The organism is Mycobacterium asiaticum (assembly GCF_001673315.1).
GTDB classification, from domain to species: domain Bacteria; phylum Actinomycetota; class Actinomycetes; order Mycobacteriales; family Mycobacteriaceae; genus Mycobacterium; species Mycobacterium asiaticum_B.
In genome coordinates, this window is the sequence record NZ_LZLQ01000058.1 from 40204 (window position 1) to 63090 (window position 22887).

Below are 22887 nucleotides of genomic sequence, written 5' to 3' on the forward strand. Positions count from 1 at the left end.
CGCAGTTACATCGGCGCTACCCGCCCGTCCCACGGGACCGCCTGCTCGAGTTGGGCGGCCAATCGGATCAGTAGCGCTTCGCCACCTAGCGGCGCAACGAATTGCACACCGAGCGGAATACCGTCCGCGGTCCAGTGCAGCGGCAGTGAGATCGCCGGGCGGCCAGTGAGATTCGCCAGCTGGGTATAGGGCACCCAGCCCAGGTTCTTGTCCACCAAATCGTCGACGATCTTGGTGTACCGCAGCAGACTGGCGGTGCGCGTCTTGATCAACGCATCGGATGCCCGTTGAAGCGCAGCGGGTAGGTCGAACTCACCGATCCTGGGCGGCGGTGTGGCCAGCGTCGGGGTCAGCAACAGGTCGTAGGAATCGAAGAAGGTGGTCAGTCGGCGGGTGTGCTCGTGGCGCCGTTCGACGGCGTCCACATAGTCGACTCCGCTGGTGGCGCGGCCGATTGCGGCCATGATGAGGGTGTCCCGCTCGAACGACTCGTTGCCTGCGCCGGTGAGCTTCTTGGCCCGGTCGACGTCCCATGCCAAGTGGACGAACCAGGTCAACAGAAAGTCGCGCGCGAGCGCGGCGTCGTCGTACGGCGCTTGGGGCAGTTCGTCGACGTGGTGTCCCAATTCGGTGAGGGCTCGCACGGTCGCATCGACCGCTGCGAAAGCCTCGGCATGCGGCTTCGGGGTGATCGCCGACGGCACCCGGACCCCGATCCGCAGTTTCGGCGGATCTTGGCCCACCCATGAAGCGAAGGGTTCTGACGGCAGTTCCGGCAGGTAAGGCCCGAAAGGCTCACCGCCGCTGATCACGTCGAGCATCGCGGCCGTGTCACGCACCGTTCGGGAAACGACGCCCTGCACCGCGGCACCGTGCATTGCCTCACCTACGGCCGGGCCGAGCGGCGTTAGCCCGCGTCCCGGTTTCAGCCCTACCAGACCGCAACACGCGGCGGGGATGCGTATCGAGCCCCCACCGTCATTCGCGCCCGCGCATGGCACGATCCCGGCCGCCACGGCCGCCGCCGACCCGCCCGACGAGCCACCGGGCGTCCGCTGCAGATTCCATGGGTTGCGCGCCGGGCCCCAAGCGTCGGATTCGGTGATGCCCTTGGCTCCGAACTCCGGCAGGTTGGTCTTCCCGAAGATGACCAGCCCCGCATCGATCCAGTGCTGGACGACGGTCGCGTGCTCGGGGACGGGCGTTGTCATCAGCGCGCGGGACCCCTGCGAGGTCGGCAGACCGGCGTAGTCCTGCGCGATGTCCTTGATGAGGAACGGAACCCCGGCGAACGGACCGGTGGGCTGGTCGGTGGTAGTCGCGGGGACGTCACGCACGATGGCGTTGATCCGCGGATTCACCGCCGACGCCCGGTCCCGGGCCAGCGACAGTAGCTCGTCGGCGGACACTTCCTTGTCTGCGACCAGCTTCGCCAGCCCGGTGGCGTCGTATTTCCGGTATTCCTCGAAGTTCATGATTGGACCGTAGCGGGTTTCGACCGGACTGAATCGGGAGATCCTTAGTGCGGTAAGTCCAGAGTGCGGTAATGCCAGAGTGCGGTAATTCCAGCCACTTAGAGAGGTCTCGCGTGGATCAGCACAACGACGCCGGGTCGAACGCCGTGCCGGCAGACGCCCGAGAGGCGACGGAAGAGCAACGGGCCGAAGAAGCGCTGCTGGAGCACCAGAATGCAGACCCGGACGCCCCGGGTGCACAGCAATCGGCGGACCAGGTCGCCGACGAAAGCCGGCGGTAACCGCTCACATCCGAGCACGCGGAGCGGCGAACGGGACCAGCACCTCGTCGACAAGTTGGACGATCAACTCGTCGGTGATCGGATCCCCGGTTACTAGCAGGCGATGCCACAGCACGCTCTGACCCAGTTCGCGGGCGATCTCGACGGGCACGTCGGCTCGGACATCGCCGCGTGCGATTCCCCGGGCGAGCAGATCTGCCATCTCTTTTTTGCGCCAGCCGATGACCTCGTCCCGAAAGGCTTCGGCGAGTTCGGGATCGGTTGCGGCGGCAGTGATCCCAGCCCGGATGACGGGGGCCTGCGGACCGGTGAACAACTCGGCCCACCCCCGGAGGACTGCCAGCATGTCCTCGCGATAGCTGCCGGTATCCCGATGCGGAATCGCGGCGACGGCCGTTCCCAGCAGCGTGTCCCGTAGCAACGCCCGGCTATCGGCCCACCGCCGGTACAGCACGGCCTTGCTGGTTCCCGCAGCACCGGCGACGGCCTCCATGGTTACTCCGGTCAGCCCGTCTTCGGCGACCAGCCGCAACACCGCGTTCCTGATCGCCGCGTCGAGTTCCGCGCCGTACCGCCGCGCCATCACCACCTCCAAGGAAACGCTTGCGTTTCTTGCTCAACCGCTTTAGCCTTTGGCGCAAGAAACGTTACCGTATCTTGGAGGTTGTGATGGAGGCTCGCCCCGTTCTGTATCCGCTGCGGCCGGTGGACAGCGCAACCGTGCGTGTGACCCGAGCCCCGCACCATCGTCGTCGTGTCACCATCGACCACAGAGTGCTAACCGGAGTCACCCCGCCGATGTTGCTGGACTGGTTCACCCAGTTGGGCGGCACAATGCCCTACGGCGGACAGATCATCGACCGCTACCACGCCTGGCATCCGATCGACCACATCCGTTGGGAACTGGCCCGTCCGGCGCCCGGCGGTGGTGCCGCGGAGGGTGCCCGCTTCCGCATCGTGGAGGCCTTTGGTGCCCAGCCGGAGTTTCGCGTCGACGTCGTCGACCGGGTGGAGAAGCTGGACGAGACCGGCATTCGCTTGGTGACCAGGTACGCGGGCGTCATCGTCATTCAGCTCGAGCACACCTGGTCGGCCGGGTCGGACGGCGCGCACTACGTCTCGGTGCTCGACGTGGGCGCGCGGACGCCGTTCTTCGCGCCGATCAACCGCATCATCACCCGGCGCTTCCCCGACGACATGTTGCACGCTTGGGTCAAGCACAACATCGAAGAGGTCGGTCAGTTGGAGTATCTGCTGCCGCAACTGGCTCAGCCGGCGCCTTTGCCGTTGTCCACCCGGTAGACAGCGCCGTGGATCGCGGCGGCGGCGTCGCTGGCAAGGAATGCGATCACGCTGGCGACGTCGTGGGGCTGCATCATGCCGCGCGGCGCCGCCGAGCGCAGGATGAGGGCGTAGTCGGGGTTCTCCGGGGCGGAGAACTGCTCGATCTGCGGGGTCAGCATGCCACCCGGACACACCGCATTGACCCGCAACCGATCCGATGTGTATTCGACCGCCAGTGCACGGGTCAGCCCGACCAACCCGTGCTTGGCCGAACAGTAACCGGCCGAATAGGCCTGGCCCTCGACACCGGCGATGGAGGCGACGTTGACGATATTGCCGCCGCGTGCCAGCAGGTGGGGTAGCGCGGCCCGGCACAGATAGAACGGGCCGCTGAGGTTGACTGCGAGGTCTTCCGCCCAGTCGTCGTCGGTCATCGACTCGGTCCGGCGCATCTGGTGTCGCCCTGCGATGTTGATCAGCACATCGAGGCCGCCGAACCGTTCGACGCATTTCTGTATTGCGTCTTGGCACGCCTGCGGCGACCCGACGTCGGCCACGGCGTAGGCGCCGAGCTCCACGGCCGCGAACACCTGGGCCAGCCGGCCGGTATCACGAGCTATACCGAAAACCGTTGCACCACTGCGGGACAGCACTCGCACAGTTTCGGCACCCAGGCCCGACGATGCGCCGGTTACGAACGCGACCTTGCCCTGCATAGCTGTCACTGGTGGCCTTCCCGCTATCCCCGTCATCTGCCCAGCGCAGTGTGGCACAGGCACCCCGGGTGACTGGCGTTCCATGTTCGCCCGGCGCCCACACGCGTACAGTGGAGCGGGAAGTTATATACGCTAACTAAGCGGTGGAGGATCCGCTGAGAGGAGTGGGCTGTGGCCCGGACCGACAACGACACCTGGGATCTGGCCTCCAGCGTGGGAGCGACTGCCACGGCCGTCGCCACCTCGCGCGCTATCGCTTCACAAGGACCGGAGCCGCTGCTCGACGATCCCTGGGCTGCCCCGCTGGTGCGTGCGGTAGGGATCGATACGTTCATCAAGCTCCTCGACGGTGAGATCGGAGATACCGAGGATCCGCTGCTGAGTCGGCGGGCGATGAACGAGCAGATCACCGTGCGCACCCGGTTCTTCGACGACTTCTTCTACGCCGCCGCCGAGGCAGGAATCCGTCAGGTAGTGATCCTGGCCTCCGGGTTGGACACGCGTGCCTACCGGCTGCAGTGGCCGACGGGCACGGTCGTCTACGAGATCGACCAGCCCGAGGTCATCGAATTCAAGACGCGCACGCTCACCGGTTTGGGCGCCGAACCCGCAGCGCAGCGCCGTACCGTCGCGATTGATTTGCGCGAGGACTGGCCGGCTGCCCTCAAAGACGCGGGATTCAACCCCGCGCAGCCCACGGCTTGGATCGCCGAAGGTCTCCTGGTCTACCTGCCGCCGGAGGCGCAGGACCGGTTGTTGGACAACATCTCGGCGCTGTCGGCACCCGGCAGTCGGATCGCGACTGAACACATGGACATGCGCAAGATCCCGTCGGACTGGGCGCAGAAGCTGACCGAGCGGTCTCGGCGGATCGGCTCCAACATCAACCTGGCCGAGTTGTTCTACAGCGGGGAACGCAACACTGCCGCCGAATATCTGACCGGACACGGGTGGCAGGTGAACGTCAGCAATACCGAACAGGCCTATGCCGCACATGGATTCGCGGTGCCTGACGACGAGCTGGCCTCGTTCGGAGATGGTTCGGGATACCTGTCGGCGATCCTGCCCTGAAAAATTCGCCGCAGTGATTCGGCGTCGCGCAACCGGGTAGACAGGCGCAATGAACCTGCATCATGTCTTGGGCAGCGTTGAGCGTCTCGAGGTACTCGACGGGCCCGCTGAAGTCACCTCTCGGGTTGCCGGCCGGGTGGTCGGCCGCGGCAGTCTGTCCCGGATCCTGCGCGGATCCTGGCTTGGCCACCCGGTCCACCCACTGCTGATAACGATCCCCGTCGGCACCTGGATGACATCGGCAGTATTCGACATCCTGTTCAAAGACGCCGCTACCGCGCGGCGACTCGTCGCCGTGGGCCTGGCTGCCACACCGCCCACATTGCTGGCCGGGTGGGCCGACTACACCTTGCTCAACCGCCGGCAACAGCGGGTGGGTTTGGTGCATGCGCTGTCGAACTTCGTCGGCGTGGTGATGTTCTCACTGTCCTATCGGGCTTACCGCAAGGATCGGCTTCGGGCGGCACGGGTGTACACCCTCATCGGTCTGACCGCGATCAGTGTCGGCGTGGCCCTCGGTGGCCACCTGTCGTATGCCCAGGGTGCGGGCATGTTCCGGTGGGATCCGGTACGCGCGGTGACGCACCGCGGTCCGATCGAATACCAGCGCGCCGCATAACCTACCCCGCGCCTACGTACACGCTGTAAGGCACCGATTTGAGCAGCGTGACCGTGAGTTGCTTGCCGTTGGGCGCCACATAGGTTCGCTGTTCGCCGGGACGTGCGCCTTCCAGGGCAGCACCCAGCGGGGACTGCACGGAGTAGACCTCGATGTTGGGAGGTTCGGCACTTCGCAGTCCCAGCAGGAAGGTTTCGACATCCCCGGTGTCGTCATAACGGATCGTCAAAACCATGCCCGGCTCGGCAATGCCGTCATCCGGCGGGTCCTGGCCCACGCTGACATCGACCAGCAGATCGTGGATTTCCTGGATGCGCGCCTGCCAGCGCTGCACCTCGTCTGCGCGGTCTTCGTCATTGCCGCTGGCGAGGCACAGTCCGCGCAGGGTGGCCAGCTCGTTTTGCAGCCGCTCGTGGGCTTGCTGCGAGATCCACACCGGTTGCGCATAGCGTTGAGCAGTCACTAGGGGTGTCCTTTCATCTCCAAGTTGTCTCCTGAGTTGTCGTCGTCAGGGGCGGGCGGGGAGGCGGCAACCGCCCCTGACGACTCGGCCACCCCTTCCGGGGGCAGAGTTTCGTTAGTGCCGGCTAGGGTGCTCCTTGCCTTCGCCGAGGCCGTGTACCAGCTCCGGGCGCCAGCCGGCCGCTCGACTGCGGTTGCACAATGCCCGGGTGCCCGCGAACAGGGCCAACGCGACCGTCGCCGCGTTCAACCAGATCGCCAGGGCCACCAGCACCGCCTCCCGAGCCGCCGGCATGTGCGGCGGTCCGGCATAGGTACCGTCCTTGTTCACCCAGATGTCAATCACCTCACCGGGTTTCGGTGCTGCTTCCGACTGGACGCGGCCAGTGTGTTCGGCGCCGGCGGCGAACCACCGGGCCTGCACCCAGGTGCTGTCGCTGCGGGCCGGGCCTGCGACGACGGACGCGCTGACGGCGAACCGGCTCTGCGCTTGTTCGGCGTACGAGCGAGAACGCGAGTCGTAGATCGCGGTTCCCACCGCAGCCGCGACTGGCGCGGCGAGCAGCGTCACCACCACGGCCAACGCCAGGGCCAGCGCCTCGATGCGGTCGCTTCTGCGGATCAGAGGATTGCGACTGAACAGCACACGGAACCACCGCGGCGGGCCCATGGTGAAGGTTTCCGTTACGGCGCCGGCATCCGGACGGCGGCGGTCACGCCGACGCTGATCGGGTTGCGGACTCGTCATCGGTGGGCTTCCTGTCGCAGGGCTATCGGGTTCGGCTTTCGCCGCCAATTCAATGGTGGTCCGGCCGGCCCTCCCCCGCGTTGACGGAGCCGAACAATCGCACGCCCGCGCGTTGTCCTGTTTCGACAGGACGATCAGTCGACGTCGCTGGCGGCGAGCTGAATCATCATGGCCAGGCGTTTCTTGGCGTCATCGAGCGCCAGATTGGTGATCTCGCTCATCTTGCGCATTCGGTACCGCACGGTGTTCTCGTGCACTCCCAGGCGTTCACCTGCCTCCGTGGGGTCACCCTGTGCCTCGAGCCACGCTCGCAGCGTGGCCGTGTAGTCGGTGCCATTCGAGTGGTCGTGGCGGCGCAATTCGGCTACCGGCCCCCGGTCCGGGGCTCGACCCGAGCGCGCCGCGGTGCGCAGCCGCTGTAGCAGGATGTCGTCCCACGATTCGTCATAAACCGGTGTCACTGCCGACGGTGCCGACTCATGCAGGGCCAGGCACTCGTCGGCCTCCTGGCGTGCGGTGGCCAAGTCGGACACGTCGGCCACTTCGCTGATGCCGGCGATCACCGTCGCCCCGTCCGGCAGTGCGGCCCGCAAGCCGGCAACCCAGCGCCGCGCAGTCCCCGCATCATCACCCGGCAGCAGTGTGTAGACCGTTTTGCCCACCAACGCGCTTCGGCCCGGCCGTGACCAGCCGAATCCGGCCGTGGCGCGTTCGAACGCCAGCAGCAAGGCCGCATCGCGTTCCCCGGCGATCGCGGCTTGCAGCGCGATCACCCGCAGCGGGCCGTACGGCAGGCCCAACCTGCTGGCGACGGTTGCGGCATCAGCCGTGTTCTCCAATAACCGGATCACCAGATCGGATTCGACTTGGCGCTCCAGGTCGGCGCTGGCCCGCGACCGCAGCAGATGCAGGGCAACGGTGTGCGCGCCGTCAGCCAGCGCGATGCGCGCGGCACCGTCCAACGGCGCCGAACAGGCCACCCACACCGAGCCCATCAGTTCCCGTCCTGAGCGCACCGCGACCACCATGCGGCCCGTCAAGCCCTGCTCAGCGTCCTGCGGAATGAACAAGGGATCGTCAGAGACGGCCAAGTGGGCGAAAACTCCGTCGGCCTCGAAGAACTTGCGTAAGCGTTCGGGTGTCTGCCGAACCAGGATGGTCTCGACCCGTGCAGGGTCGGCGTGCTGCTGACGCCGCGAGTACGCCAGCACCTGCATGAGGCGATCGTGGATGACCACCGCGCTACCGATGGCATCGGCCAGGCTGTCGGTGAGCGCGAACAGATCGGTCGGTCCCCGCCCGGCGGCGGTCTCGCGGCCCTCGAGCACCAACCCGTAGACGACCGCTGCCAATTCGCTCCACGAGAGCGCGTCGTCGACCAGCATCAGCGCGCCAGCCTGCTCGTCGTCCGAAGGGGCCGGCATAGCACCGGCGCGCGCCAGGACCACGACAGCATGCGCGGACGCCGCCCAGTGCATCGCTTCTTGGTACGAGGTGGCATCGATGGCCAGCAATACATCGCCCAGCACGGCGCCCTTGGGCGCGGCTTCGTGGATGACGACGCTACCTAGTTCGGTCGACCTGGGAATCGTGGTGGATCGCAGTCGGACCCCGTAGCTGCCCAGTACGTTGACCAGGCGATCCAAAGTGATCACGAGTCGCTCCCCATCCGGATTGGTCCCAGCGTAATCGGCAAACGGGGCTACGAGATTCGTATTTCGATGCCACTGGCGCCATAATATGGCCGGGTGGCTGTCACCCCGACGGCCATCGTGATGGGAGGACCCATGCTGATCGGCGTCACCGGCGGGACCGGATATCTAGGTGCCCACTGCGTCCGGGCTCTGCTGACCCAGGGCCACCGCGTGCGTCTGCTTGTCGAACCCGGTGCGGAAACGGCCCCGGTGCTGCGCAAGTTCGCCGAATTGGGCGCCAAATTAGACCCCGAATCGGGCCTCGAATTAAGCCCCGAATTCGGCGAGGTCGAGGTAATGCCGGGCGACATTCGGCGGCAGCGCGTCATCGAGGCACTGCTGGACGGTTGCGATGCGGTCCTGCACGCCGCGGGAGTCGTCGGGACCGACAACCGTCGCACGAAGCTGATGTGGGAGGTCAACGCGTACGCAACGGAGTCGCTGCTGCAGCACGCCGTGCGGACGGGTTTGGACCCCGTCGTCATGGTGAGCAGCTACAGCGCGTTGTTCCCACCGCCGGACGGCATCATCGGGCCGGACACCCCCACCGCGCCCGGCCGCAGCCCCTACGCGCAGACCAAGGGCTATGCCGATCGGGTAGCCCGCAAACTGCAGGACAACGGCGCACCGGTGGTCATCACGTATCCGTCGAGCGTCGTGGGACCGGCCTTTCACACGGCGCCGGGCGTCACCGAGCGCGGTTGGGCACCGATCGTGCGACTCGGGATAGCGCCCAGATTGCGCGGCGGCATGCAGATGATCGACGTCCGGGACGTGGCTGAAGTTCATGCCGCCGCCATGGTGCCGGGCCGTGGCCCGCGGCGCTACGTGTGCGGTGGGGAACTCGTCACGTTCGACGGCATGATCAACGCACTGGAACGTGGGTCGGGCCGACGATTCATTCGAATTCCATTGGACCACCGGGTCTTCCGTGCGCTGAGCAGAATCGGCGACGCGCTGTCGGGGATCGTGCCCCTTGGCGACGGATTGAGCTATGAGGCGGCGTTGCTCTTGATCGCGGCTACTCCGACCGACGATTCCCGCACCCTGCAGGACTTCGGGATGCGGTGGCGCTCCCCCGTCGAAGCCATCGTTGCATCCTTTGCGCGCGGCCAGGTCGGGGAGGAGTCCAGCGGCGTCGAGGTGTGAGAAGAAGGCTGTCGGGCGCGACCAACCGAAGTCCCGCGCAGCGCGCACGCTCGGATGCCTGCGAGTCGGTCGGTCCGGCGGCGGGTACGTACACCCTGTGCGTCCACCCCTGCGTATCGCCGTAATCGCCCACAATCATTTCCCGATCCGGGAGCCGTACGCCGGAGGGCTGGAGGCACACGTCGGACAGCTGACCCGTGCGCTGGTAAACGCGGGTCACCAGGTGACGCTGTTCGCGGCGGCGGGATCCGATGTCGGGATCGCCCATCCGTCGTTGACCGTCGAACCGCTCAAACGCAGCACCGCCGCCTCGGTTCCGTTTCCACTGCCGGGAGCAGTCAAGGAGTCCGACCACCAAGCCTTCGTCACGCTGATGGCCCGCCTCGCCGGGAAGAACGCCGCCAAATACGACGTCATCCACAACCACAGCCTGCACTACGTCCCGATCATCACCGCAGCGCGACTGAGCACGCCGGTGCTCACCACGCTGCATACGCCGCCGTTCCCCCTGCTGGAAGCCGCGGTCGGCGCGGTGCGCGGTAACGGCCTCACCTTCGCCGCGGTGAGCCGAGCGGCTGCCGCGACCTGGGCTCACGTCGGAATCGAGCGGCTCGCGGTGGTGCCCAACGGCATTGACCTCGCGCGCTGGCCGGCAGGGCGCGGCGGACGTTACCTCGTGTGGTCAGGCCGGATCGTGCCGGAGAAGGGGCCGCACCTGGCGATCGAGGCGGCGCGGCGGGCCGGTTGGCGCCTTGTACTTGCCGGCCCCGTCGTGGACGCCGGATTCTTTCGTCGCCAGATCACACCCCATCTTGGTGACGGGGTGACCTATGCGGGTCACCTGAACCAGCATCTGCTCGCCTCGTTGGTGGGTGGCGCCGCCGCAGCGCTGGTGACCCCGCTGTGGGAGGAGCCCTACGGTTTGGTCGCTGCCGAGGCAATGTCATGCGGAACCCCGGTGGTGGCGTTCGCTCGTGGCGGCATACCCGAACTGGTTGACGAACACTGCGGCCGTCTGGTGGCGCCGCAGGACGTCGTTGCCATGGCGCGGGCCATTCCCGTCGTCAGCAAGCTGGACCGTACCCAGGTCCGCCGGTCCGCCATCGCCAGGCACGGTGTCGCCGCCATGGCCGCGAAATACGTTGCGCTCTACCGCAATCTGCTTGTCGACTCCGGCGCACGGGCCCGCCGGCGATCCGCATGAGTTTCAGTGCGGTGCCCGCGGGTAAGCCGTCGGACATAGTCCCCTAGATAGTCCCTAATCGACCTAGCCACCCAACGATCAAGGAGCGCGATGACCGACGTGTCCGCCACTTCCCCCGACCCGGACGACAGCCGCGACATTCTCACCGACCGGCAGGGTCACCCGATCTACGACAACCAGAATCAACGCACGATCGGTGCGCGTGGACCCGCGACCCTGGAGAATTACCACTACCTCGAAAAGATCAGCCACTTCGACCGGGAGCGGATACCGGAGCGTGTCGTGCACGCCCGCGGCTTCGTCGCCTACGGCTATTTCGAGTCGACCGGGAAGTGGGGCGACGAGCCGATCGCGAAGTACACCAGGGCGAAAGTCTTCGCCGACGCCGGCAAGCGCACCGATGTGGCCATCCGCTTCTCGACAGTGATCGGCGGCCGCGACTCGTCGGAGGCGGCACGTGACCCGCGCGGGTTCGCCGTGAAGTTCTATACCGAGGACGGCAACTGGGATCTGGTGGGCAACAACCTCGGCGTCTTTTTCATTCGCGATGCGGTGAAGTTCCCGGACGTCATCCACGCGCTCAAACCGGATCCGGTCACCTTCCGGCAAGAACCCGCCCGCATCTTCGACTTCATGTCCCAGACGCCGGAGGCGATGCACATGCTGGTCAACCTCTTCTCGCCGCGCGGCATCCCGGCCAACTACCGCACCATGCAGGGCTTCGGGGTCAACACCTACCGGTGGGTCAACGCCGACGGGGAGAGCCACCTGGTCAAGTACCACTGGATGCCGAAGATCGGCGTGAAGAGCCTCACCGAGGCGGACGCGGCGAAGATCCAGGCTCAGGACCTGGGTCACGCCAGCAAAGACCTCTACGAGGCGATCGAATCCGGCGACTACCCGGAATGGCAGCTGCTCGTGCAGCTGATGAGCGACGATGATCACCCCGAGTTGGACTTCGACCCACTCGACGACACCAAGGTGTGGCCGGAGGACGAATTCCCGCCGAAGCTGGTCGGCACCATGGTGCTCAACCGCAATGTCTCCGATTTCTTCAATGAAAACGAGCAGAGCGCCTTCGGCACGGGTGTGCTGGTCGACGGACTCGAGTTCTCCGACGACAAGATGCTGGTCGGCCGGACGTTCTCGTACTCCGACACCCAGCGCTACCGGGTGGGTGCGAACTACCTGCAGCTACCGGTGAACCGGCCCAAGAACGCCAAAGTGTCGACCAACCAGCAGGGCGGCCCGATGCAATACGGCGTCGACAACAACGGGACCAACCCGCACGTGAATTACGAGCCCTCCATCACCGGCGGCCTGCGCGAAGCGAGCAGTCCGCGCGCGGACGAGGTTGGTCCCGAGATTCGCGGCCGCCTGACCACGCAGCGAATTCCGCGCACCAACGACTACACCCAGGCCGGACAGCGTTACCAGCTGCTGGAGCAGTGGGAGAAGGACGATCTGGTGCTCAACCTGGTGGACGGCATCTCCGAGGCGGTGCGCGAAGTACAGGAACGCATGGTGTGGCACTTCCTGATGTGCGACGACGAGCTGGGCATCCGGGTCGGCGAGGGGCTGGGGATCACGCCCGACGACGTGCGTCACCTGGAACCGCTGAAGTCTCAGACGCTCTCAGAGGAAGAAGAGCAGCGCCGGGCCAACCTCGGCAAGAACGGACCGCGTGACGTCGAGGGTCTGACGATGACCCACTGCGTACCCAATGAGCGCGTGTCGGTGGCCTAGAAGTGTGGGTGGCGCAGACGTACGCAGACGCAGAGGTGCCGCCGGCCGCGCGTCTCAGGACGCAACCAGGTCGTCGATCTGGTTGATCGCCTGGGAGGAGCCTTCGACGACGCCCATGTCCAGCACCTGCTGCAGCGCCTCGGCGGATTCGTAGGTGCTTACGAAGATCGCCCGGGTGCCGCCGTCGTGCTCTGCGAAGGTGAAGACGTTCCTGCAGACCGGCATCGCCGGGTTCGGGTTCAGATCCTGATCAGCGAAGCCGTCGAGGAAGGAGAAGCTCCTCGGTTCGTCGACGTCCGTGATCTCCCAGTACCCGCCATGCTTGTCGCCGTCTGGTCCCGTCATGAAGTACGTGACCCGGCCGCCCGGTGTCAGATCGTGTTCGACGACGGTCGCGGGATAGCTCGGCGGCCCCCACACTTTTTCCAGTTGGCGAGGGTCGGCATACACCTGCCAGATCCGCTCGACCGGCGCAGCGAAGTCGGCGGTAATGGTCAGGGTCAAATTCTCCAGGTCCTGCCGGACGTCGGTTACGGGCATGATCAGTCCTCCTTGGGTGCGTCGGATGAGATGAGTTCGTCGATGCGCGTGACGCGATCACGCCAAACCTGCTCCAACTCATTGAGCAGGGAGGCAACCGAGCGCACCGCAGCCACGTCACCACTGGCCAGTTGCTCGCGACCGCTGCGGCGCTTGGTGAGCAGACCGGCCTTCTCCAGCACGACGACGTGCTTTTGCACCGCGGCAAAGCTCACTTCGTACTTCGCGGCGAGGGTGGAAACCGAGTGTTCCCCGGCCAACACCCGACGCATGATGTCCCGACGGGTTCGGTCGGCAAGTGCGTGGAACAGGGCGTCCGCCCGGTCCTCGGTATCCACGGTCACCGCCACAACATACAACCAAATGGTTGTATGTTGTCAAGCCGCACCGGCCGCCTGGACCTAGTGCCCCTTGAAATCGTCCATGGAGTTGTAGACACCGACGCGTCGCAGGTACAGGTCGCGCAACCGAATCGGCAATACAGCGCTGAGCACCTTGTTCATCTTCGACGTCCACGGCATGACCACGAACGGGTCGCCCTTCAGCATCGCCGTCCACGTCGCCTCGACGACGTCCTCCTGCTCGAGCATCGGGGTGAACAAGATGCCCTTCGCGCCGTCGAACATGCCGGTGTTGATGTAGGTCGGGCACACGGTGGTGACTTTGACCTGCTCGTAGCCGGCCTGCTCGAGTTCTAGCCGCACCGAATCGGAAAAGCCGATTGCCGCCCATTTAGAGGCGGCGTATGCGGCCATGCGGGGGATGGCGTTCAGCCCGGCCGACGATGCAATGTTCACGACGCGACAGTGAGTATTGGACTCGATCATCGCCGGCAAGAACTCGCGGGTGACCACCATCGGGCCAATGGAGTTGACCTGCATGGTGAGCATGTAGTCGCGGGGGTCGTTCTCCCAGAAGTAGCCGTTGCCGCGGACGATGCCGGCGTTGTTGAAAAGCACGTGAATCGTGCCGACGCTGGCGCGGACCCGCTCCGCGGCCTCGCCCACTACGTCCTGCGAGGTGACATCCACGGTCTCGAAGTGGATCGTGCCGCCGGCCGCCTCTAACTCGGCGGCGGTCTCTTTCAACGCGGCTTCGTTCGCGTCCCACAGGACAACCGCGGCGGCGCCCTCTTTGACGGCCTGGGTAGCGAACAGCTTGCCGAGGCCCATGGCGGCCCCGGTGACTAAAACATTGAGCCCCTTGACGGACTGCATGGCTGTTCTCCTTCGGCGTCTCGGTGAAGCGGTCTGATAGCTCTTATACCCGTTCATTTGCCGCGCCTGGCGGCTTGGCGCGATTTCTCCACCGACCGATCCGTGTCGCGGGCCCGAGTGCACTGTCACCGTCTCGACAGAGCGGGTACAGCAGCTGGGCTGCGGTCCGTTGGCGTTACTGTGCTCTGGTCGGCCTCAGCGAACAAGCCGATAGAAAAGTGGGGCAAATATGACCGCAGCAGCAGAAGCGTCGGCGCTCGAATCGCGGGTCGGCCACCACTACCAGATGGACGGTACCTACCTGGTCGGCCGGGAAAAGGTGCGCGAGTATGCCCGCGCAGTGCAGGACTATCACCCCGCCCATTGGGATGTCGCCGCGGCCGCCGCGCTCGGTTATCCGGAACTGGTGGCGCCGTTGACGTTCACCTCGGTCCCCGGCATGGCCTGCAACCGTCGCATGTTCGAATCGGTGGTCGTCGGCTACGACACCTACGTGCAGACCGAAGAGGTTTTCGAGCAGCACCGCCCGATCGTGGCCGGCGATGAGTTGCACGTCGACGTCGAACTGACCTCGGTGCGCCGGATCGCCGGCAGAGATTTGATCACGGTGACCAACACCTTCACGGACACCGCCGGTGAGCGCGTGCACACCCTGCACACCACCGTCGTCGGTGTCACCGCGGACGATATCGATCCGGCAGTCAAGTCCGCCGTTCAGAACGCGATGATGCACGACTTCAACATCATCGAAATCAGCGAATCCGAGTCGACATACGAGAAGACGACACGTCCCGAAGGGGACGTTCGGGTCTCGGCACAAGATCCCGCCCGCGCGCCGGGAACACCGTCGCTGGAGGACGTGCAAGTCGGCGACGAGCTACCCGTACGCCACGCCCGTCTGTCTCGCGGTGACCTGGTGAACTATGCCGGCGTAGCCGGTGACGCCAACCCGATCCACTGGGATGAGAACCTGGCAAAACTGGCCGGATTGCCGGACGTGATCGCACACGGCATGCTCACCATGGGCCTGGGTGCCGGTTTCGTGTCGGCATGGTCAGGTGACCCCGGCGCGGTCACCCGCTACGCGGTCCGACTGTCCGCACCGGCCATCGTGTCGGCGGCCGAGGGCGCAGACATCGAGTTCAGTGGCCGGATCAAGTCGCTGGACCCGGCCACCCGCACCGGGGTTGTCGTCGTCGGCGCGAAGTCCGCCGGCAAGAAGATCTTCGGCTTGGCAACGATGAACATTCGCTTCCGCTGACCTTTTGCGAGCCAGGCCAGCCCTGGCTCAATCCTGGTCTGACCAGCGGAACACGGCGAGACATCCGATCAGGCCCCCGATGCTCCATGCCGCCAGTACGAAAAATATCCGCCAGTGCTCCCAACTGCCGGCCGGCTCGAAGATCACCATTTCGGGCGGCAGCAACACAGAGCGGAATCCCTGAGCCATCCACTTGACCGGGAACACCGAGCCGACGATCAACATCCACGTCGGGAGCGCCATCACCGGCACATAGGTGCCCGAGACGAACTGCAAGGCGACCGCCGGGCCGTTCGTGATGACCGCGGCCGACACCGCATTGCTGGCAAGGTTGCTGATGAAAATGCCCAGCAGTGAACAACTTACGATGCCCAGCAGCGACACCCACGCCAGCGTGAACCATCCGGCCACGTCTGTCGGCAGGCGCAGTTCGAACACCAGGACGCCGACCGCCAGCAAAATGACAGCCTCGGCGAAGGTGACGATGGCGACCAGCATGATCTTGCCGATGAAGTAGGAAGACGCGGTTGTCGGGGTGCCCCGGAGCCGTCGCAAAGCGCCGGTGTCACGGTCGGCGGCGATGCTGATTCCCAGGTTGATGAACGACGTCGACACAATCCCGTAGGCGAGCATGCTCGCGGCGATCACCGCACCGGTGCTGGTTTCGCTGTTGGGCAGTTTGGTCGAGAAGATCGAACCGAGCAGCACACAGATCACCGCCGGCATCGAGAACGTGAGAGCCACCTGCTCGGGCCGCCGGTAGAACATCTTCAGTTCCGGAACCACCCGCGACAGCCCGATCCGCAGCGGAGAGGGCAGCTGTGCATCCGGTTTCGCTGCGCGGTGGCGGCGCTGCGGCGACGTCTCGTTGGCGCGGTCGAGGCTAGTCACGCCGACCCGATCAGATGCAGATAGGCGTCTTCCAATGTCGGTCGGGTGATGGTCAATTGAGCCAGTTCCCGGCCATCCTGACTGCGCTGCCGGACCAATGCGGTGGGGTGATCGGTGCGCTCCACATGTACGTCGTCACCCTCCATCCATCGCACCGTCGCGGCTGAGCTCACGTGTTCGGTCAGCTTCGTCGGCGAGTCCACCGCCACCACCCGGCCATCGGCGATCACCGCCACCCGATCCGCCAGCGCGGCCGCTTCCTCGAGGTAGTGGGTGGTCAGCAGAATGGTCGTACCGTCAGCCGCCAACAGCTTGATGAGCTGCCAGAATTGACGTCGGGCTTCCGGGTCGAACCCGGTCGTCGGTTCGTCCAGGAACAACAGTTCCGGCACCCCGACGATGCCCAGCGCAACGTCAAGGCGACGACGTTGTCCGCCGGACAGGGCCCGTACCCGGGAATTGACGACCGAGCCGAGGCCGACGAGTTCGAGTACTTCCGCGGGGGCCCGGGCGGTGCGGTAGCAACTGGTGAACATCCGCACGGTCTCGAACACGGTGAGCATCCCGGCGTCGCTGACCTCCTGGAGCACAATGCCGATCCTGGACCGCCAACTGCGGCCTGCGGTCCCGGGGTCTTCACCGAGTACCAGGACTTGCCCGGCATCACGAATTCGATTGCCCTCCAAGATCTCTATCGTGGTCGTCTTGCCCGCCCCGTTGGGCCCGAGGATGGCGAAGATCTCACCGCTGCCGACGTCGAGGTCCAGTCCGCGCACCGCGGGTTTGTGACCGTAGGACTTCGACAGCCCCCGGACTTGAATCGCGGCCGACGAATTCGTCATCTCGCGGGAGTCCCACCCTCGAGTTCGGCCAGAAGTTCCCGAAGGTCGGCCTCCGACAGTTGGTCGATCATCCGATCCACGTCGTTCTCGGTCGAGTCGGGTTCCGCAGTCGTGACCTCCGGCACCTCGTTGTGGATCGACTCGAGTTCGGCGAGTACCCGGGCGGCAAGCGAATCGACGCTCACGCCTTTGAGGATATCCAGGACGGGAAGGTCGATCGAGAACGTCGTGTTGATTCTCACCCTGAAATCCATCGCCATCATCGAGTCCAGCCCGATGTCTTCCAGCATCGCGTCGGATTCAAAATCGGTGACCCCGCAGTCGAATACGCCGGCGACGAGTCGTTGTACGTGACCCTTCACGACGTCTAGCCGCTCCGGTTCGGGCGTCCTGGCAAGGACGTTGAGTATCGAGGTGTCCGACTCCGCGTCCGGACTGAAGTCGGGAGAGTCGAGGGCGGCGAACATCGGCGGTAGGTGTCCGCCCAGCAGCTGCCGCGCGCGGGCCCAATCTGCGTTGATGGCAACGACATTGGGTGTGGTCTGATTGATGAGTCGATCCAGGATCAGCGAGCCCGCGGCGGGGGTGATCAGATCGATGCCGCGCATGGCGTAGACGTTCTCCAGTTTGAGCTCTTCGACCATTCCCACCGACCAGGGCCCCCAACCGACCGTGAGACCCGGCAAGCCCTGGGCCTGCCGGTAATGCGCGAAAGCATCGAGGAAAGCGTTGGCGGCAGCGTAATTGCCCTGACCCGGCGAGACGACCACCGACCCCGCAGACCCGAACATGACAAAGAATTCCAGGTCGTGGTCCGCAAAGGCTTCGTGCAGCACCCGGGTGCCGATCATCTTGGGAGTCAGCACCTTTACGAAATCGTCCTCACTCACGTTGACCAGGAGTTGGTCATGGACGGATCCCGCCGCGTGAATGATGCCGCGCACCGGTCGACCGCCGTCGCGACGGTGCCCTGCCAGCCAGGTCCGTACCTGCTCGGTATCGGTGACATCGACGCGGGGAGTGCTGACGGAGGCGCCGAGGCGTTCGATTGCGCGGACGGTTTCGACGGACGAGTATTGCGGGTCCGCTTCGGTCAGCTCCGACCAGCGGCTTCTTGGCGGCAGCGCAGTTCTGCTCAGCAGCGCGATGTGTCGCGCCCCGTGTTCTGCGAGATAGGAAGCCACAGTGCGGCCCAGCGCTCCGGTGCCACCGGTGACGACATAGGTGGCGTCCGGGGTGAGCTTGGTGGGGAACGGCCGGGTGAGACTGGTGCTGGGGCGCAGCCGGGGTACCAGGGTGACCGGGCCGCGGATCGCGACCTGATCCTCGGATTCGGTGTCGAGGAGGTGCTCACAGACGCGCGCGGCGGTTTCGTCGGGTTTGTCCGCGTCATCGATATCGATTAGGCCGCCCCAACGTTCGACGAATTCCTGGTGCCCGATGACTCGGCCGAGCCCCCAGATGGTGGCTTGGTCCACGGCCAGCGGTTCGGTTCCGAGTGCCGGTTGTGCGTTGGCGGTGATCAGATACAGGCGCGGCTTGATGGTGTCGTGCTTGGCCAGGGCTTTGGTGAGACGCAGGACGGCCAGGACACCCAGAGACAAGTTCTTGTCCGCGTTGTCTCCCTCGGCGACGATATCCAGCGGCCAGCAGTCGACGACGCCTGCGAGGTCGCCCTCCTCGCGGAGGTGGTGGTCCAACACCGCGCCGATATGTTCGGGACGCCGCGCGTCGACCACGTAACCCTCGTCGGATGCGGTGAGTTCATCGACGGCTTGGTGGGCGACCGTTCGGACGCGGTGGCCCTGGCTCCGAAGGCGTTGCGCGAGAGCGGCACCGAACCCGCCGCTGTCGACGAAGACAAGCCAGGACAACGGGGCGTTCGCAGCTGCGCCCCGATCCCGGTCTCCGGGGTGTTCCGGCTGGGGTTCCCATTGCAGCTCGTAAAGCCCCTTGTCGATGCTCTCCGGCGACATGCGCGCGGACGCGTTCAGCGAGCGGACTGTGAAGCCTTCGAAGAAGGCGACCGGCTCACCGCTGTGGTCGCAGATAGCAATGTCGCTCTGGATCTCCTCGGCAGTGGCAGTCACGACACGCAGGCGCACGGTCATATCGCCTTTGGGTGTCCCGTATATCGCGCTGCGCCGAATGCGCGTGGGCAGATACGGACTTTGGTTATCACCGCGCTCGAGAAGCGGTGCGCCGAAGAGTGTTTGGAAGGCAGCATCAACGAGTGCCGGATGGAATCGGTAGTCGTCAAGCTCGTCGGCGATAACTGCCGGCACGCTGATTTCGGCGACCACCCAGTCGTCACCGGCGGTTATCGCATCGACCGATCGGAACGACTGGCCGTAGTCGAATCCGATGGCGCGGGTCAGTGCATAGAAGTCCGCACCGTTCATCGAGGTGACGGGTGGCAGGCCGTTCGGCACCTCCTGTCGGCTGGGCGTCCTTGGTCGTGGCCTGAGTTCTGCGGTCGCCGTGACGGTCCACTTGAGCTCACCGTCAGCTATCGCGGTGAACGCGGCGAACTCCACGGCGCCGGTGTCCTGATTGAGCGTGGTTCGCAGTACGGGGTCGCACGTCTCGTCCAGGATCAGCGCACGGTGCAGCACCAGGTCGTTCACACCCAGATCTGCCTCGTAGGCCACTTTGGCTGCGGCCAAAGCCATTTCGACGTAAACCGCTCCGGGCACCACAACACTGCCCTGTACCTGGTGATCCGCAAGGAACGGGATGAGCATGGTGCTCAACTCGACTTCCCAGGTCGGGTGCACGGCACTGATCGGTTGCCCCAGTAGTGGGTGCACCGGACGGTAGTACAGCGACTCCGCCGCCTCCTGGTTTTCGTTCCAGAAGCGTCTGGATTGCCACGGGTAGGCGGGAAGCTTCAGCAACCGTGTCCCGGCGCGCGGATGCAGCGCCTCCCACGTCAGGTCGTGGCCATTGGTGTGCAGGGCGCCAACGCAATTCAGCAACGTGCGGAGGTCGTCTTCGTTGCGGCGCTGGGCGGCCAGGACCAATGCCTTCTCGGTTCCAGCAATCTCGAAGATCGACGACGCGAGCACGGGATGCGGGCCGAGCTCGACAAAGTGCGTGTAACCGTCTTCCAGCATCCGTCGGACCGCAGGCTCGAATAGCACTGTGGCGCGGGTGTTCTGCCACCAGTAGGCGGCACCGGCAGCGTATTCGTCCAAGCGGTCCCCGGTGACCGTCGAGTACAGCGGGAGGGTGGACGGGCTCGAGGACAACCCCTGGAAGGCAGTGTGCAACTCGTCTCTGATCACCTCCATGTAATGCGTGTGATACGGCACCTTCCCGGTCAGATACCGGTTGAAAATCCCGGCTTCATCCATGCGGCAAGCGATGTCGTCGAGAACATCCGCGTCGCCTGCGACGGTTACCGCTGAGGGACTGTTGATCGCGGCGATAGACACCCGTCGCCCGAACTCATCGCGTGTTTTCTCGTCGAGTGCCTGCATCAGCGATTCCGCGGCGAGGCCGACAGCCAGCATGCGGCCCAATCCGCGGGTCCGCTGCTGCAGCCGGCTTCGGTGATAGATCACCTCGATCGCCTGCTCGAAGCTCAGCAGGCCGGCGAGATAATGAGCGGCCACCTCACCAGCACTGTGGCCCACCACCGCGTCCGGCTTGATCCCGAAGACGGCTAGCTGTTCGGCCAGCGCCACCTGAATCGCGAAGTTGGCCGGCTGCGCGACATCCGTTTCGCCCATCCGCGAACGGGTTTCGTCACGACGGAGTTCCTCGATCAGGGACCAGCCTGTGTACCGGGCCAGCGCACGGTCGCTGCGGTGCATGCTGGCGGCGAAGGCGGGCAGAACGTCGAGCAGCCCGCGGCACATCTTCCACCACTGTGGGCCCATCCCGGTACACACGAACGCCAGCTTGGGCGCCGTCACCGCGGTACGTGCCGAGGAGATCTGTCCGCCCTGTGCAAGAGCACGCAACTGGTCTCGCGCGTCGGCGATGCTGCCGGCGATCAGGGTATGGCGGTGACTGAGGTGGGCGCGCCGTTGGGACAGCGTGTAACCCAGATCCGGCAACGTGACCTCTGGGTGGGCGTCGAGGTGGGCGGCCAACTCGCCGACGGTCGCCATCAACGCTTCGTCGCTGCGTGCCGAGATGGGCAACACCGCCAGCGGCAGGCGCGAAGCTGGTTCGGAGTCACGGACCGGGGCCGGCGGTTCGGCGAGTACGACGTGAGCGTTCGTTCCGCCGAACCCGAACGAATTGACCCCGGCTATGCGCCGGTCGGTGTCGGGAAACGGGCGACCGGCTCGAGGTATGTCGATGTTCAAATCAGCGAGCGAGACTTGACTGCTGGGATTTTGCAGATGCAGGTGCGCCGGGATGTAGCCGTTTTTGAGCACCATTGCCGTCTTGATCAGTCCCGCTACACCGGCGCCGGCCTCGAGGTGGCCGATGTTGGTCTTGACCGATCCGACCAACAGCGGATTGGCCGCGGGCCGGTGCGATGTCAGGGCGGCGGCCAGCGCCTGTAACTCAACCGGGTCACCGACGGGCGTGCCGGTGCCGTGTGCCTCCACGTAGCCGACCTCGTTCGGGTGGACCTCAGCCCGGCGCAGCGCCGAAATGATCGCTGCCTGTTGGGCTTCCGCGCGGGGGACGGTGATGCCGTCGGTCCGGCCGTCCTGCGACACTGCAGTGCCGAGGATCTGGGCATAGATTTCGTCACCGTCGCGCAGCGCTCGATCAAGCGGCTTGATGACAACGACCGCGCCGCCTTCCCCGCGGGCGTAGCCGTCGGCGGACTCGTCGAAAGCCTTGCAACGACCGTCGGGACTGAGGAACCCACTCTTGGACTCGGCGATCGCCGTGTTGGGTCCGATCATGATGTTGACTCCGCCGGCGAGGGCGAGGTCGCTTTCACCGTTCCAGATACTCTGCGCGGCAAGATGCACCGCGACCAGTGAGCTAGAGCACGCGGTGTCGATCGTCATGCTCGGCCCGCGGAAGTCGAAGGCGAACGAGATCCGGTTCGCCAACATTGTCATCATCATTCCGGCGGCGGAATGCGTCTTGAACCGGTAGCGGCTGGTGCGGCCTTGGTTCTGCAGGAGTTGATAGTCGAGGGTGAATCCGCCGATAAACACCCCGACGTCAGTGCCGGCCAGGCAGTCCGGGGGAATTCCCCCGTCTTCCAATGCTTCCCAGGTAACCTGCAGCAGCAGGCGCTGCTGGGGATCCATCGAGTGCGCCTCGCGTGGTGAGATCCCGAAGAACTGCGGATCGAATTGATCTATCTCGCTGAGGAACCCGCCGCGACGGGTAACCATCTTGCCGACCTTCGCTGGATTGGGGTCGTGGAATTTGTCGGCGTTCCATCGTGTCTCGGGCACCTCGCAGGTGGCGTCGGTCGCCCCGCCGAGCAAACTCCAGTAAGCGTCGGCGGAATCAACGCCGCCGGGCAGGCGGCATCCGACTCCCACGATCGCCAGCGGCGCGTGGCTGCGCTGTCCTGGTGGCATGTTCATGCTTTTCCCGCCCATCCTGTCGGGAAAACCCACCGCATCTCGCAACCGCCATCACGTCTGAGCGCATCGGTGAGCACAGCGCAACCTTCCTTGTCGTCGTCGGCATGGCCGTGTGACGTCGCACGGCCGTTAGTACTTCGTTGCCGGGACAGCGACGGATGGGTCTGAATC

General features: G+C 65.3%; 20 protein-coding genes. 8 read left to right on the forward strand and 12 right to left on the reverse strand.

Features of this window, described 5'->3' with window-relative positions:
• Positions 1-5: 5 nt before the first annotated feature.
• Entirely contained in the window at positions 6-1475 is a 1470-nt protein-coding gene (locus A5636_RS08755; protein WP_065158282.1) for an amidase, read from the reverse strand.
• A 113-nt stretch (positions 1476-1588) separates the two neighbouring features.
• On the opposite strand from A5636_RS08755, the gene A5636_RS26490 reads away from it, so the two are divergent.
• Positions 1589-1756, forward strand: a complete 168-nt coding sequence (locus tag A5636_RS26490) for a hypothetical protein (RefSeq protein ID WP_172827190.1) — start codon at positions 1589-1591, stop codon at positions 1754-1756.
• 4 nt (positions 1757-1760) lie between these two features.
• Here the strand turns inward: A5636_RS26490 and A5636_RS08760 are convergent, their stop codons facing one another.
• Positions 1761-2339, reverse strand: coding sequence for a TetR/AcrR family transcriptional regulator (locus tag A5636_RS08760; protein ID WP_065158328.1), 579 nt, complete (start codon positions 2337-2339; stop codon positions 1761-1763).
• Between the two features lie 86 nt (positions 2340-2425).
• Between A5636_RS08760 and A5636_RS08765 the strand changes: the two genes are divergently transcribed.
• Positions 2426-3058 (forward strand): hypothetical protein, encoded by a 633-nt coding sequence (locus A5636_RS08765; protein WP_065158283.1) that lies wholly within the window; start codon positions 2426-2428, stop codon positions 3056-3058.
• Here the strand turns inward: A5636_RS08765 and A5636_RS08770 are convergent.
• On the reverse strand, positions 3025-3765 hold the full coding sequence (locus A5636_RS08770) for an SDR family NAD(P)-dependent oxidoreductase (RefSeq protein ID WP_065158284.1): 741 nt from the start codon (positions 3763-3765) through the stop codon (positions 3025-3027). The two genes, A5636_RS08765 and A5636_RS08770, sit on opposite strands and share 34 nt — an antisense overlap.
• A gap of 162 nt (positions 3766-3927) precedes the next feature.
• Here A5636_RS08770 and A5636_RS08775 point away from each other — a divergent pair, with 162 nt between their 5' ends.
• Both A5636_RS08775 and A5636_RS08780 read left to right on the forward strand, forming a co-directional pair.
• Positions 3928-4827: a class I SAM-dependent methyltransferase gene (locus tag A5636_RS08775; protein ID WP_065158285.1), complete on the forward strand. Its 900-nt coding sequence runs from the start codon at positions 3928-3930 to the stop codon at positions 4825-4827.
• 49 nt (positions 4828-4876) lie between these two features.
• Positions 4877-5446 (forward strand): DUF2231 domain-containing protein, encoded by a 570-nt coding sequence (locus A5636_RS08780; protein ID WP_065158286.1) that lies wholly within the window; start codon positions 4877-4879, stop codon positions 5444-5446.
• Between the two features lies 1 nt (position 5447).
• On the opposite strand, the gene A5636_RS08785 is transcribed toward A5636_RS08780, so the two are convergent.
• The 3 genes from A5636_RS08785 to A5636_RS08795 form a co-directional block, all read right to left on the reverse strand.
• Positions 5448-5909 (reverse strand): GreA/GreB family elongation factor, encoded by a 462-nt coding sequence (locus A5636_RS08785; RefSeq protein ID WP_065158287.1) that lies wholly within the window; start codon positions 5907-5909, stop codon positions 5448-5450.
• 114 nt (positions 5910-6023) lie between these two features.
• Positions 6024-6656, reverse strand: a complete 633-nt coding sequence (locus tag A5636_RS08790) for an Rv1733c family protein (protein ID WP_065158288.1) — start codon at positions 6654-6656, stop codon at positions 6024-6026.
• 134 nt (positions 6657-6790) lie between these two features.
• The gene (locus tag A5636_RS08795) at positions 6791-8311 is read right to left on the reverse strand and encodes a PucR family transcriptional regulator (RefSeq protein ID WP_065158289.1); all 1521 of its coding nucleotides are present in this window, start codon (positions 8309-8311) and stop codon (positions 6791-6793) included.
• Positions 8312-8443: 132 nt separating this feature from the next.
• On the opposite strand from A5636_RS08795, the gene A5636_RS08800 reads away from it, so the two are divergent.
• From A5636_RS08800 to A5636_RS08810, 3 genes are all read left to right on the forward strand, one after another.
• The gene (locus A5636_RS08800; protein ID WP_065158329.1) at positions 8444-9499 is read left to right on the forward strand and encodes an NAD-dependent epimerase/dehydratase family protein; all 1056 of its coding nucleotides are present in this window, start codon (positions 8444-8446) and stop codon (positions 9497-9499) included.
• 97 nt (positions 9500-9596) lie between these two features.
• Positions 9597-10703, forward strand: coding sequence for a glycosyltransferase family 4 protein (locus A5636_RS08805; RefSeq protein ID WP_065158290.1), 1107 nt, complete (start codon positions 9597-9599; stop codon positions 10701-10703).
• A 90-nt stretch (positions 10704-10793) separates the two neighbouring features.
• Entirely contained in the window at positions 10794-12449 is a 1656-nt protein-coding gene (locus tag A5636_RS08810; protein ID WP_065158291.1) for a catalase, read from the forward strand.
• Positions 12450-12503: 54 nt separating this feature from the next.
• Here the strand turns inward: A5636_RS08810 and A5636_RS08815 are convergent, their stop codons facing one another.
• Genes A5636_RS08815 through A5636_RS08825 form a run of 3 tightly spaced genes read right to left on the reverse strand, consistent with a single transcriptional unit; the run spans position 12504 to position 14206 of the window.
• Positions 12504-12989 carry an SRPBCC family protein gene (locus tag A5636_RS08815; protein ID WP_065158292.1) on the reverse strand — a complete coding sequence of 162 codons (486 nt, stop codon included), beginning with the start codon at positions 12987-12989 and terminating at the stop codon, positions 12504-12506.
• 2 nt (positions 12990-12991) lie between these two features.
• Positions 12992-13333, reverse strand: a complete 342-nt coding sequence (locus A5636_RS08820) for an ArsR/SmtB family transcription factor (protein ID WP_065158330.1) — start codon at positions 13331-13333, stop codon at positions 12992-12994.
• Positions 13334-13390: 57 nt separating this feature from the next.
• The gene (locus A5636_RS08825; protein ID WP_065158293.1) at positions 13391-14206 is read right to left on the reverse strand and encodes an SDR family NAD(P)-dependent oxidoreductase; all 816 of its coding nucleotides are present in this window, start codon (positions 14204-14206) and stop codon (positions 13391-13393) included.
• A 229-nt stretch (positions 14207-14435) separates the two neighbouring features.
• On the opposite strand from A5636_RS08825, the gene A5636_RS08830 reads away from it, so the two are divergent.
• Complete coding sequence (locus A5636_RS08830) at positions 14436-15467, forward strand: fused (3R)-hydroxyacyl-ACP dehydratase subunits HadA/HadB (protein ID WP_065158294.1); 1032 nt, start codon at positions 14436-14438, stop codon at positions 15465-15467.
• A gap of 27 nt (positions 15468-15494) precedes the next feature.
• Here A5636_RS08830 and A5636_RS08835 read toward each other — a convergent pair whose 3' ends face one another.
• The 3 genes from A5636_RS08835 to A5636_RS08845 form a co-directional block, all read right to left on the reverse strand.
• Positions 15495-16286, reverse strand: a complete 792-nt coding sequence (locus A5636_RS08835) for an ABC transporter permease (RefSeq protein WP_367592426.1) — start codon at positions 16284-16286, stop codon at positions 15495-15497.
• A gap of 68 nt (positions 16287-16354) precedes the next feature.
• The gene (locus A5636_RS08840; RefSeq protein ID WP_065158296.1) at positions 16355-17200 is read right to left on the reverse strand and encodes an ABC transporter ATP-binding protein; all 846 of its coding nucleotides are present in this window, start codon (positions 17198-17200) and stop codon (positions 16355-16357) included.
• Positions 17197-22716, reverse strand: a complete 5520-nt coding sequence (locus A5636_RS08845) for a type I polyketide synthase (RefSeq protein ID WP_253900542.1) — start codon at positions 22714-22716, stop codon at positions 17197-17199. The genes A5636_RS08840 and A5636_RS08845 overlap by 4 nt, the downstream gene beginning before the upstream one ends.
• Positions 22717-22887: the final 171 nt, after the last annotated feature.

Coding starts and splice junctions, on each gene's coding strand:
- A5636_RS08830 (WP_065158294.1), top strand. CDS start 14,436: ATGACCGCAGCAGCAGAAGCGTCGGCGCTCGAATCGCGGGTCGGCCAC.
- A5636_RS08815 (WP_065158292.1), bottom strand. CDS start 12,989: ATGCCCGTAACCGACGTCCGGCAGGACCTGGAGAATTTGACCCTGACC.
- A5636_RS08810 (WP_065158291.1), top strand. CDS start 10,794: ATGACCGACGTGTCCGCCACTTCCCCCGACCCGGACGACAGCCGCGAC.
- A5636_RS08790 (WP_065158288.1), bottom strand. CDS start 6,656: ATGACGAGTCCGCAACCCGATCAGCGTCGGCGTGACCGCCGCCGTCCG.
- A5636_RS08845 (WP_253900542.1), bottom strand. CDS start 22,716: ATGAACATGCCACCAGGACAGCGCAGCCACGCGCCGCTGGCGATCGTG.
- A5636_RS08800 (WP_065158329.1), top strand. CDS start 8,444: ATGCTGATCGGCGTCACCGGCGGGACCGGATATCTAGGTGCCCACTGC.
- A5636_RS08840 (WP_065158296.1), bottom strand. CDS start 17,200: ATGACGAATTCGTCGGCCGCGATTCAAGTCCGGGGGCTGTCGAAGTCC.
- A5636_RS08755 (WP_065158282.1), bottom strand. CDS start 1,475: ATGAACTTCGAGGAATACCGGAAATACGACGCCACCGGGCTGGCGAAG.
- A5636_RS08825 (WP_065158293.1), bottom strand. CDS start 14,206: ATGCAGTCCGTCAAGGGGCTCAATGTTTTAGTCACCGGGGCCGCCATG.
- A5636_RS08765 (WP_065158283.1), top strand. CDS start 2,426: ATGGAGGCTCGCCCCGTTCTGTATCCGCTGCGGCCGGTGGACAGCGCA.
- A5636_RS08780 (WP_065158286.1), top strand. CDS start 4,877: ATGAACCTGCATCATGTCTTGGGCAGCGTTGAGCGTCTCGAGGTACTC.
- A5636_RS08760 (WP_065158328.1), bottom strand. CDS start 2,339: ATGGCGCGGCGGTACGGCGCGGAACTCGACGCGGCGATCAGGAACGCG.